At 45.6% G+C, this 13051-nt stretch carries 7 protein-coding genes; 5 read left to right on the plus strand and 2 right to left on the minus strand.

All coding sequences use genetic code 11. The features are described 5' to 3' along the window. Positions 1-22: 22 nt before the first annotated feature. On the minus strand, positions 23-205 hold the full coding sequence (locus tag ACHUFZ_RS06715) for a Flp family type IVb pilin (protein ID WP_004412378.1): 183 nt from the start codon (positions 203-205) through the stop codon (positions 23-25). Positions 206-277: 72 nt separating this feature from the next. Further along, positions 278-5134, minus strand: coding sequence for an Lcl C-terminal domain-containing protein (locus ACHUFZ_RS06720; protein ID WP_394126468.1), 4857 nt, complete (start codon positions 5132-5134; stop codon positions 278-280). A gap of 164 nt (positions 5135-5298) precedes the next feature. Between ACHUFZ_RS06720 and ACHUFZ_RS06725 the strand changes: the two genes are divergently transcribed. The 5 genes from ACHUFZ_RS06725 (at position 5299) to ACHUFZ_RS06745 (ending at position 12872) form a co-directional block, all read left to right on the plus strand. Then, complete coding sequence (locus ACHUFZ_RS06725) at positions 5299-7311, plus strand: hypothetical protein (protein ID WP_394126469.1); 2013 nt, start codon at positions 5299-5301, stop codon at positions 7309-7311. Between the two features lie 375 nt (positions 7312-7686). Next, positions 7687-9438, plus strand: coding sequence for an SgrR family transcriptional regulator (locus ACHUFZ_RS06730; RefSeq protein WP_394126470.1), 1752 nt, complete (start codon positions 7687-7689; stop codon positions 9436-9438). A gap of 224 nt (positions 9439-9662) precedes the next feature. Beyond that, a complete protein-coding gene (locus tag ACHUFZ_RS06735) occupies positions 9663-10652 on the plus strand; it encodes an ABC transporter substrate-binding protein (RefSeq protein WP_394126471.1) in 990 nt (329 codons plus the stop codon). A gap of 101 nt (positions 10653-10753) precedes the next feature. After that, positions 10754-11653, plus strand: a complete 900-nt coding sequence (locus ACHUFZ_RS06740) for an ABC transporter permease (RefSeq protein WP_134834018.1) — start codon at positions 10754-10756, stop codon at positions 11651-11653. After that, the gene (locus tag ACHUFZ_RS06745; RefSeq protein ID WP_394126472.1) at positions 11646-12872 is read left to right on the plus strand and encodes a quaternary amine ABC transporter ATP-binding protein; all 1227 of its coding nucleotides are present in this window, start codon (positions 11646-11648) and stop codon (positions 12870-12872) included. Before ACHUFZ_RS06740 ends, ACHUFZ_RS06745 begins: the two co-directional genes overlap by 8 nt. Positions 12873-13051: the final 179 nt, after the last annotated feature.

The raw sequence follows: 13051 nt of genomic DNA on the forward strand, positions 1-13051 counted from the left end.
ATTTTTCCTTAACTAAACGAAACTATTCGCCTGAGTCTGCAGACTGTTCTAATGAGGTGATAACGGTGTCATAAGCCTGAGTGATCGCTTGCGTTAATCGCCCGTCACTGCCCCCAACTAAGGTGAGCAATACGACCGACATCGCTGCAGCCAAAATTGCGTATTCAATTGCGGCAGCTCCGCGTTGTTTTTTCTTATTCAGCATGAATAGACTCCTAAAAAGTGAGAGTCAGCCTCCAACGGAGGCTGGATTAATTATTATTTTTAAAGATTTGGGTTATTTAGCGACGAAGCGGAATAAGTACTTATTTGGGCTTGTGCTGCTGTGATAACGAGTGCTTGACTCACCAAGCTGTATTTCAACGTATTCGAGACTTGACGCTGTCGTACCATTCGTAACGTAGTAGTCATGCTCGTAATAATCGCTACTTGTTGGCGCTGCGTATGGGAATACAACAACATCTGTTGGGATCAAATTGCGCATATCATCCACAGACGGTAAGCCCCAGTTTGACTTGCCACACACACCGCCTTGATAGTTGGCGAGCTCCGCTTGGATGTTGTTAAACGTCTTATAACGTTCACTCGGTGTTGCGTTCTGGAAGAGCTGCCAAATCTCCCCTGTCTCTGGATGCTTAGCACACTGTGCAGAAGCACGATCCGCGACGATTGAGCCGTCACTCGCGATATAGTCCCAAGCAACAGAGTCTTCGCGCATTAGTCGCGCCATAGTCACGTACTGGTCATAACTATCGCCATCTAGGTCAAACTCGCGTAGGCCAGGTCTCTCACTGGTATTGGCAAACACATAAGCGTATTGCTTTGAAGAACTCGAAGCGGCGCTCGTCCAATAGAAGAAACGTGTTCCCCCGCTGTAGTAAGACTTATCGTATTCTGGAACAAGGCCTTTGTGATTCGGGAATACATTGACATCAATCGTCTTGCTCGCGCCATTCAGTCCTGCAACCGTTGCTGTTTCCAATGACTCGATTTGCTTTGGATGAGGCACCTTCCAGTCATTGAAGCCACAAAGATTCTCATTGTTCGCTGTCTCGATGACGCCTCCAGCCCCGACAACACTTGGTAAATCAGCCCCCGCTGCATCATAAACGACTTCGTCTTTACTTCCCGGCAGACCACTTCTCAATAGGCTCCAAACGCGTTTCGCCCCGGAGACATTGGTATCAAGCACACAACGCCAACCCTGCTGATAGGATGTTGCTTTAGGCAAGTAACGACCTAATGAATCTAACTTTGCAAATTGCCCATCAATCAGAGCATCAGCTTGCGCCACTACAAACCCGGCAAAGTGAGCACGGTTTAGTCCATCTTCTGCTGTGGTATGTAATGTATCGATATTATGGACGGCAATCGTTGAATCTAACTCAGTCACCAAATTTGTCATTGCAGAAATCAGCGCCACGAATTGGCTATCGATACCATTCAATACATTGTTTAGCGCCACTTTTAACTCGTCTGTGGTGCCATAGTCATTCTCAATATCAAACAATGCCGCGTAAAACGCCAAGGTCGCCTGGTGAGTTGCGCTGCCTGAACTTGCTGTTAGCAACGTCGCTTGCGCAGAGGTCATTGAGTCAGAATGTGATTGAATATTGGCAAGCTTCTCGGCAAATCCGGTGGCTTCAATCACACCAGCAAGCGCGACATTGTTTTTGCTTAACTGTTCAAGCTTGCTCTCGAACTCTGCCACTTTAACAATGAAAGCAACGCTCTCACTGTCCTTACGAGATTGAGCCATTTTCGCTTCAAACGTTAATTTGCTCACGAGCGCTTGCTGCTGAGCTTTTTGCGCTTCCCAACTCGCCGTTAACCCATTAAGAGCGTTCAGTTTCACGTTAGCTTCGCTACTTAGCGTCGTGTAGCTCTTTTGCTTAGCTTGATTTGTTGCTAACCAAGTCGTTAAAAACGACGTTGCTTGAGTCAGCTCTGTAGACTGCTGAGATAAGAAGCCATCTAGCGTCGATAGTTTGCTATTAACGTCCGCAACAAGCTCCGCACCACTCGCAAGCTGCCATTTCGCGAAAGCATATTTGCTTGAGTAGGGAGATGCGTCCTTCACTCCATTTTTGTAAGCTACCGCTGTCCCTGCTTCATCTAACCAAGCAATTGAGTAATCTGAAATTAGGTAAGATCTCGCGTAACTCGGCAGTGTATCTCTACTACGGGTCGTTAGTGTGAGCGCTTCTGCTGCTTTAGGTAATTGCCAATGATTAATGCCACAAATCGTTAGCTCAGAGACTCTAGTAAATACGTTCTCAGACCTTGACACTGAAGTCACTGCCCAGAATGTTGGTTCGCCTTCTCCATTACTATCGTATTGGGCAATACACTTTGTATCGTTGCTATTCCAGCCATGGTATAAACTGAACCCTGATGACTGATTCCATGTTTCCATTGGAACATACTCAAACGCTCCAAATTGCCCAGTCAAAGCCGTAGCCCACAGGATCGAACCTGCACTATTCTCTTTGCCCGCAATCGCATTATGTTTAACTCGAACGCCTACATCACTCTTGTCATAGGCTTTAGGGCCAACAAACTGAGGATTGTTTGTAACAGCGTGCCAAGTAGCGCCTTTATCTACGGTAAACTCGTAGTATTCAGCTCGGTCATAATGCTCGCCACTATTGACGTAATCCCAACTGATCATATTTGGCACTGCGCCGTTATTTGCTACCTTGATTGCACCATTGCTTGGCGCAGGCAGTGTCGGCGTTTGGCTATACGCTTGTGCCGTTAACGCTGCAGCACCTGCAGGGCGACCATTTCGCCCATTGGCACGGACGCGAATTTGTACTTCACCTGCCAGTTTTGCAATATCGCCAACCACGATTGGCTTCGCCACGGCTTGTGTCCATGTTGAACCACTATTGGCTGACCACTCGTAATCGGCAACAGCGGTAAAACCTACGACATTCACCCAATCTAAGGTATTTGAGGTGTCATCAACGACTAAAGATGTTGGCGCAACTGGCGCGTCAGGTTGCTTGGTAAGCTCGTCAGTGTTCGAAAGAATCTCACCCACGTCACGTCCATCAACTGGATTATTCTTTACTCGAACTTCAATCGTACCAATGGCATAGGCACGATCTTCAAGTTGCACAGGTTTGGCTTGAACCGGTTGCCACTCACCAGCCTCAATTCTCACTTCATAATCTTGAATCGTTTCGAAACCAGAAACCCAAGTCCAATCGAAAGTGTTTTGCGCATCATCAACCACACCATGAGTCGGTGCTACCGGTTTTGCAGGCGTCACAGAATAAGGTTTGTCATTACACAGTAAGCTGCCGGCAGCATTGCTGGCCGTCTGTTTTACTCGCACACAAACATCGCCAATAGAAAAGTTACTATCGGATAAATCTTGAGGGTTATTGCTTACATCGCTAAACGACTTACCGCCATCGGTTGAAAACTCATAGTCAGATACGCCTGTATACCCATCTACATTGGTCCAGCCAAACTGGTTATTCGCATTATCGACGACCGGAAGTGTCGGGCTAGAAGGCTTATTGGTAGCTCTAGTAAATGGCTGTGTAACCACAAGCGAACTACCCGCAGGGCGACCATTAGTCGCATTCGCTTTCACACGCACTTGTATCGTGTTAGAAGCAATATCCACGTTGCCGATCTGTACCGGGTTTGAGGTCAACTCGTTCCAACCTGAGCCCAGATTAATTTCATAATCGCTAAGGTTAGGGAATCCTTGAACTAGAGTGATTTCCAATATATCGGTGGCATCATCAGCGCGAAGAATCACCGGAGCGGTTGGTTTAGGTGGCGTCACGGTTAAAGGTTGAGTCGATTTTGCCATTAAACCTGCAGGACGTCCTTGGACATCATCCGCTTTGACTCTTAGCTTAAACTCACCAGTAGCGACTGCGATATCACCTACGTACTGTGGCTTTGCTGTTACTGGTTTCCAGTTGTTGCCACTATCTACCGAGTATTCGTAGTCTTGAAACGATGAAAACCCCGCGGCCCATGTCCAATCTAACTCATTGTTCACATCATTGAGGTTTAGTGCCGTTGGCGCTGGAGCAACAAGCGTCTCTGTGTAGGCTTTATCAGAGACCAAAACTGAACCAGTAGCGATCGACCTTGCAGGCTTCGCAGCAACACGGACTTGAACGTTTCCTTGAGGAATTGCTCCAGAGCCTACATTGATCGGCTTTTGAGTAACACTTTGCCAACTCACGCCGCCGTCCAATGAGAATTGGTAATCTGAGATAGCGTTGAAGGGTTTAACCCAGGTCCAGTCAAAAGTATCGGCAGCATCGTTAACTGCTGGATTTTTTGGTGCGTTTGGTCGAGATAAAACCTTACCTCCCTTGATATCATCAGGAGTAATCTTTAAATCGTTTTTATAGTCACCCGCAATTTGAGCTAGCGCTTGATCGGTATTTTTCGCTCCGTGAGAGAGATTGTCTGTACGCTGCTTTAGCGCGGCGACATCAAGATTCGCCAGTCGTTGCATTGAGCCTTTTCTCGCGTGTTCTTCAGTGACACCGCCGCTAACTGAGCTTTCTTGAGCTGACTGGAGTACTTTGGTGATCCCACGTGCCAGCATATGAATCTGCTGACTTTCACTGTTCGAACTGCCGACATAGTCAGAAGTAATCGTCTGTTCTGAAACATTCAGATCGCTAGCCAAACTCTTAGCCGCTTCATCAAAACTGACACCCGTCGTTTGGGCTATGCTCGATACCATAGAGGTCAAAGGACTAACGATTTCAGGGTGAGTCGCTGGCGCCTCTAGAGTAAAACCACTAAGTAAAACTTGACCTGGATTATCCATATCTTCAGTAACGCCAGAAAGCGCTTCTACAAGCAGATTGTAACTAGAAACATCGCCCTCAACTGGCAGCTCATAGTGACCATTTTCATCAGTCAGAACAATCGCACCATCAGCGCTATCACAAACAGTATTGTTGTTTTTGTCTAAGCAGACATTGGCGTTTTTTAAGTAGCCATCCATCACGACACCAGACAAATTCTTGGCAGATACCTTACTTTCTGGCGAGGAAATTTTCGCATCAGATTCGTTTCCTCCGCCACAGCCCACAAGCGCAATTGTTATCGCTCCAGCCCCAAGTTTTTTGACCAGTAATCCCACCGTCCAGACTCCATGATTTATAAAACCAACAACAAAATTGAGCGGCGATATTAATTTAAATGATATTTATTATCAATATCATTTGATCTTTTATTTTATAAGATGATTAAATAGCAGCGATTAATACTGTACAACATGGAATTCAATAAAATTATCGGTTGACTATGCTTAAAAATTATCCAATGTGCAAACTGGCACTTTCTATTTCAGGTGTACTACTTCTCAGTGCTTGTGGAGGAGGCTCGGATGACTCGACCTCATCGACAAGTGGTGTTGATGCATACTCATACTCTTCTCTTAAAGAGTGTGCGGATACAGATCTGGACGGCGTATGTAGTACCTACGAACGAGAGATTTCTGACACCAGCACCTATTCAAAAATGATCAATGATAACGGGGCGATTCTGACGGCTCATGCAGGCTCGCAGATGGTGTCACCATTCACCACTTTAGTGCATAGTGAGATGCTGTTTAACCCAGCATTAAAAGGTGATGAAGAGAGCGCCATCGCCTACCTGCAAACAGCACTCGGCGATAAAGTGGGTGTTGATTTCTCACACGTCGATACCACGCATGGCCCCAAGCAACAGACCGAAGTTTTACTAAAAACTTTACGCCAAGCTCAGAGCCAAGGTCAGTTCGATCCCATGCTTAATATTGCCCATGCTCTCGATCTTATGATTGCTAACCAAACTCTTGATTTATCGGGTATTAATATAAAGTCACAACCAAGTAGACATGTTTCTTTTGATGGTCTACTTACCGTGCAGGGCTCGCAAGTCGACTCATCGCTCGTAGGGGCGAAATCGATTACGTATAATCCTGCCAATCAAAAGATTGTCTTCTTAGATTCATCGGACAATGTGAAGCAAATTGATATTGGCAACAGAAATAATGCGGTCAGTGCTTCTGTACAACAAATGGCTCAACTTAAGACAATCAATCGCTATGACGATGACGATGACGACGACGATGATCACCATCACGGAGGCAGCATCGACGATTTACTTGGATGGCAGCAGGGCGAACATAAGCTTGTTCAAATTGTGCCTGCACTAAATAGTATTCAGTCTTACAAGCTTTATCAGCCTAAACTAGTCGCTCAAGCCAGTGAACAGTGTGGCTCAGCAGGAACCAGTGGTATTTTCCTGACCAGCTTGCACGATAAATCCACTCAAATTGCCAAACAATCAAAAGTCACCATTGATGCATACGGTGGTGCTTCCGGTAGCGTACCTATTCCAATCCCCAAACCAACTCCAGTAAACCCTGATGCAGATCTATCTGCACAGCGCTGCTTCAATGATAATTTCAACTGGATGATGCCGCTCTACAAGAAGAAATCGATCATTGCAGAACTAGACGATGGCATTTACGCAAAAGATAAATTGCGCCGGTTAAGCGCTGACAAACTGGTGATGGGCTCTGAAAGTTACACTCTATCAGCGACACAAGATTTTGTTGTAGCTTCACTTGATGAGTCTGAGCTCTTGATTGTCGATAGTGGTGCTGGCGGCAGCGATGATACGGTATTGATTGACTCGACAACATTAGCAGCGAAATCAACCATCGGTATCAACAATGCGAAAGCAGCGGCATTCACGATTAACGATAAACTGATTTTTGGCCTTAAAGATAACAACGTTACTTGGGTAGAGAAGAGTCAATTCGCAACAGAGTTAAATAAGTTTGAATTGGATGCTGCTATCCATTTTGTAAAGTCATCCCCTAATGGCAAACAATCAGCAGTGGTAACCGATAGCTCTCTCTACTTGTTTGATAACAGCAAATACCAAGTCATCGAGCAGTTCCCTATTCAAGGCAGTGCGGTAAAAGACCTTAGAGTACTCAATGACAAAGCGGTGGCCGTTGTGGGTAATTCAATCGAATATTTCCAGTTTGCTAAAATTGCTGGTCCTAAGCTGAAAGTCGCCGCGCAGCTCATTACCAACCGTATTAAAGACAAATGGGCAGCAACGCCTTCCGCACATTGGAAAGCAACTAATATGGGCTTTTTACTTGAAGAAACCGGTATTGAAGCATCCGTTGCCAATAAGTTTGATTCCATCAACGTCAATTGGTTGCCAACGGGTGTAACTCAAGCCAGTAGCGTGACCGGAGTAAATATCAGTGGTCTAGATAGAGGGACGTGGATAACGTTATACAAACCTCTTTAATCAAAAAAAGCGGCATCAATAAACTGTTTCGTGGGGGTCAGGAGCAAGTTTTGTTTGATGCCGCTTGGCTTGATTCACTACCAGTGACGGTTAAGTCAGTAGTTCTAACAGGCTCAACAGCGCCAATTTCTCCAACTTATTTGAAGAGTTAGCGAGTCGCGCTTGGTAGTAACATATCATTACTTCTTTTTGCATCTTCGCCTCCTTAGTTGCCGTTATTGTCCCGCTTAATACGGAACAGAAAAACTGGCCAAATAAATTAATTCCATTCCCCTTATTGTCAATTGTTAGCGAATTTAGACATGCCGGTGTAGAAACTCAGCCAAAATCGGAACAAACTAAGTGTCAATTTTGCTTGGTTTGTTAAGAGTTTCCGTGTCTGACTTAAATCTTATCCGCTATTACACCCGACTCGTTCCTATGGGAGTCGGCGTTGAGATCAAAACTGCATTGCCTATGGTGGCCGAGCTGCTGTTTACCAGTCCACGACACGCTCGCAACTTACTAAGCCAAATGCAGAAGCTTGAATGGTTAACTTGGGCACCAAAACCGGGACGTAACCAACGTTCCAGCTTGGTACTGAACCTAGAGTTGGATGAGCTTAAAAATAGGCTGGCCGCCAAACGAATTTTGCAAGGTAAGTACGAAAAGGCGCTATCTATACTCGATGATGACGAAATTGCTTTTGGCAGGCTGCTACAAAGTACTTCAGGCGCTTCCCTCCGAGAGGGTATGCTGCATATTCAGCTGACCTACAAACGCCCCTTTGAACGTCTCGTCCCCCACCAGCTACAAAGATCAAGTGAGCGTTATTTGCTTCGCCAGGTATATTGCTGCTTAGTCGGTAGCTCTCATAACGGCGAATTGCAGCCACAACTCGCCCACCACTGGCACTATGATGAAGAGAAGTTAGAGTGGACTTTCTATCTACGTCCGAGTTTGAATTTTCATAATGGTGCTGCCATAGATGGAACTTGCATTAGCGAACTTTTCAATAAACTGATGCAACTCGAAGATTACCAAAGTGAACTCCACCACTTAACAGCAGTTCATTCGCCAACACGTAACAAGGTGGTCTTTAAACTGTCGAAGCCTGACCAAGGGTTCGGCGGACTTATTTCGGGGGTTAAGTACTCTATCCAGCCACCAAGCCAGATCAGCCAATCAACCGCTCGCCAAGTGGTCGGTTCTGGGCCATTTGAGGTGACAGAACATACGCAAACAAAACTCTGTTTACAGGCATTTGAACGCTACTACGCCTGCCGAGCACTCACCGATCAAGTGACCATTTGGCACCTCGACGAACTGGGACTGGAAAAACAGCAGATTCACACTAATCAACCTGGTGCACAATCAGACAAGCAGTGTAATTACTATGTATCTCATGCGGTGAGCCAGCACAAAGAAAAGGATGTCCAAAAAAGCCGAATTGAAGATGGCTGCATGTTCATCCTATTTAATCAAAGCGCCGCCCAAGCCCTTGATGATGCTCAGAGACGATTTCTCTCAACTTACCTAACCACAGATAAAGTCTATCGCTACCTTGATGAAACCAATCGTCTATTTGGCTGTGAAATCGCCGAAAACCTTCTACCTATGTGGCATAAAATCACTCGCCCAGAAATGCCGTCGGTGACACTGCCTAAACAACTCAGTATTGCTGTCTACGACTATAGCTCTTTGTGGAACTGCGCGTTGGCATTGAAGCACTTGCTTGAACAACAAAGCGTCGACGTTACTATCAATACGTACTCCTACCGCGAATTAACCACTCGCTCTAGTCAGGGAGAGCTGACCGAGTCACTAATTATCACCAATATCAACCTAGATGATAATCGCCATGCATCCGCTTTTAACAGTCTCTATCACAACCCGATTATTCAGGGTTGTATCGGCGAAGAATCTAAGCAGTGGCTCGTGCAACGTTTAGATGAACTTCGTTCGCAAACGCCATTAAATGGCTATTTGGATGCGTTAGAACCTATCGCCTCAGCACTGATTAACCAGTTCTGGCTTTCGCCACTTTTTCACCACAGGCAAACTCTGCGTTTTCAAGGGGTTCTTAATGATGTGGCACTAACCAACTGGGGATGGCCAGATATTAAAAACGTCTGGTCAACAGACTAACCAGCAATTCCAACACTAAAAACTAATTTGAACTCAAAACAAATCGTTACATTTTCGGTGTAAAACCTTAGATATCAACGCAAAAAATGTCTATTTTTGGTGCAACTTGTGCCCAATATTAAGACAAATCATACCAAATCTAGCTCATAACTCTTTCATAATAATTTGAACTCTAAATATCAATTCGCTATTTTTATAACGTATTCATTAAAAAGGAAATTAGAATGAAACTAAAAATAGCTGCATTACTCACGCTCTCCGCGACCGCTTTTCAAGCCCAAGCTGATGAATGTGGCAAAGTCACCATCGCAGATATGAACTGGAACTCTGCCACTGTGATGGCCAACGTTGACCGCTTCATCCTTGAGCACGGATATGGCTGTGAAGCCGAATTAATTCCGGGCGATACCATGCCAACCGGCACGTCGATGATCGAAAAAGGTCAACCTGATGTCGCTCCAGAGCTTTGGAGTAACAGCCTTAAAGATGCGCTAGACAAAGGTGTGGCGGAAAAACGCTTACGTTACGCAGGCAAATCTTTGGTTGATGGCGGTGAAGAAGGCTTCTGGGTACCTAAATACTTAGTAAACCAGTACCCTGAACTGGCAACTATCGAAGGTGTTAAGAAACACGCGAAACTATTCGAACACCCTGAAGATCCTGAACAATCAGCTTTCTACAGTTGCCCAGCTGGCTGGAACTGTCAAATCAGTGCTGGTCACCTATTCAATGCACTAGCACTGGGTGAATCAGGCTTTACCATTGTTGACCCAGGTTCAAGTGCAGGTCTTTCTGGCGCAATTGCAAAAGCTTACGAACGTGAAGAAGCATGGTTCGGTTACTACTGGGCACCAACTGCCGTGCTTGGTAAATACGAAATGGTCAAAGTTGACTTTGGTAGTGGCGTAGATGAAGCCGAGTTCGTTGGCTGTACAACACAAGCTGAGTGTGCAGAACCTAAACCAACTATGTACCCACCTTCACCAGTACATACTATTACTACAGAAGAATTTGCTTCTCGTGCACCACAAGCTTACGAGTACTTTGCAAAGCGTGGCTTCACCAATGCTGATATGAACCAACTTCTAGCTTGGATGGAAGACAACCAAGCTGACGGTGAAGAAGCAATGTTCCACTTCCTAGAGGAGTACCCACAAATCTGGACTGCATGGGTACCACAAGATGTGGCTGATAAAGTAAAACAAGCTCTATAGAAACAACTCTAGAACTCTCTTAGCGCTGCGGCGCTATCCTATAGATGTACTCATTCACCGCATAGCAACACGCGGTGAATGAGAATAAAAGGAACTTATTGATGTCAAATGATAGCTGGTTCAACAGCTTTCCTGAAATGGAGCGTTCTGATCTTAGAGCGATTCGTAAGACGCTTGATGGCGCATACCGAGACTTTTCTCGTGAATACGGGGATATGATTGAATCATTCTTCGACCCTCTTCTCTCTTTTCTTATCTGGTTTGAAAAGCTTCTTCTCTCAACGCCTTGGATGCTCGTCTTAGCGATTTGTACTGGTCTTGTCTATGCCGCCAGCCGTTCGTGGAAACTTTCTCTTGGCTGCTTTGTTTCCCTTATTCTGATTGGTTATTTTGGGATGTGGGAAGATACGATGCGCACGTTAAGTATCATTACTGTCTGTACCTTACTTTCCATTGTGCTCGGCATTCCGATCGGCATCGCGATGGCCCGCTCGAATCGAGTGCAATCCATTGTCACTCCAATGCTCGATATCATGCAAACCATGCCAGCTTTCGTCTATCTAATTCCTGTGGTAATGCTGCTTGGCATCGGTAAGATTCCGGGCCTCATTGCCGTGGTCATTTACGCTATTCCACCAGTAATCCGTTTGACTAACCTTGGGATTCGCTTGGTCGACAAAGAAGTGTTAGAAGCATCAACGGCCTTTGGTGCCAGCGCTAAGCAACGTCTATTCGGTGTACAGTTACCCCTTGCGATGCCAACCATCATGGCAGGCATCAACCAAACAATTATGATGTCGCTATCGATGGTGGTTATCGCCTCAATGATCGGTGTTAAAGGACTGGGACAGCCTGTACTCAAGGCAATCACAAACCAATATTTCACTCTTGGGCTACTTAACGGTTTTGCAATTGTTGTCCTTGCGATCTTGTTCGATCGTGCTTCACAAGCTTATGCGAAAAGAACGCAAGCCCACCTTGGAGATCTAAAGCATGACTAAACCACTTATCGAGATCAGTGGACTGTACAAGGTCTTTGGCGAAAGACCTCACAAGGTAATGCCGCGTGTTAAACAAGGTGAAAGCAAAGATAAAGTTCTAGCGGAAACAGGTCACACCGTCGGATTGAAAGAGATTAACCTCAGCATCAAGCAAGGTGAAATCTTCGTTATTATGGGGCTATCTGGCTCAGGTAAGTCGACCTTAATTCGTCACTTCAATCGACTGATCGACCCAACCGAAGGACAGATTCTGGTTGAAGGGACAGACATAATGAAGCTCGACCAGAAAGAGCTGGAAGAGTTCCGCCGTCACAAAATGTCGATGGTATTTCAGCGTTTTGGGCTACTACCGCACCGCACCGTGGTCGACAATGTTGCTTACGGCTTAGAGGTTCAAGGGATCGAAAAAACTCAGCGCCTAGCTAAAGCCTATGAGTGGTTAGAAACGGTTGGCCTAAAAGGTTATGAAAACCAATACCCTTCCCAGCTATCAGGCGGTCAGCAGCAACGTGTCGGCCTTGCACGAGCGCTCTGTACTGACGCAGAAATCTTGCTGATGGATGAAGCTTTCTCTGCACTGGATCCTTTGATCCGCAGTGAGATGCAAGATCAACTGATTGAACTTCAAGAAAAGCTCCACAAAACCATCGTATTCATCACTCACGATCTAGACGAAGCTCTGCGCTTAGGTGACCGAATAGCGATCCTCAAAGATGGAGAACTCGTTCAGCAAGGCACTCCAGATGAAATCTTACTTCACCCTGCTGACGATTACGTGGAAGCCTTCGTCAAAGATGTCAACCGAGCACGTGCACTGACGGTTGAAACCGTGATGAACCCACAAGCTTACCGAATCAGTGCCAATACTATTCAAGAAGCCATCTCTCAGATGAAAGGCATCAAGCAAGACTATGCCTACCATGTGACAGACGAAGGTTACCAAGGGGTATTGACCAAAGAAGGTTTGAATGACGCAGCTAAGGCAACAAACCAACAAGCGATTAGTGAAGAAATCTACGAAGAAGTCCCTTCAGTGTCACCAGACGCCGCCATAGAAGAAGTCTTAGTCGATACCATGTCGTGCGATTACTCTTTACCTGTGGTTGATGAAGATGGCAATCTGCAAGGCGAATTGGAGCGCAGCGCAGTCGCTGAAATTTTCTCAGAACCATCTGATGAAGAGCCTGCTGATAGCCCAAAGCTCAATAAAGCGTCATAGATTTTGATGCTCAACTCTAAAAGCCTAGCTTTATGCCAGGCTTTTTCGTTTCTCACTTTCGGCGTTCTAATTCGCTCACACCTTAAGAGGTTTCATCAAACAAATGATTGAGTTAAGTCCATACCAAGTCCTAGGAATGTAAACTTTCTGTTAATCAGACTATTACGGTTGATAATTAA

Source organism: Vibrio hepatarius, assembly GCF_043642085.1.
In the GTDB taxonomy this organism is placed as follows: domain Bacteria; phylum Pseudomonadota; class Gammaproteobacteria; order Enterobacterales; family Vibrionaceae; genus Vibrio; species Vibrio hepatarius_C.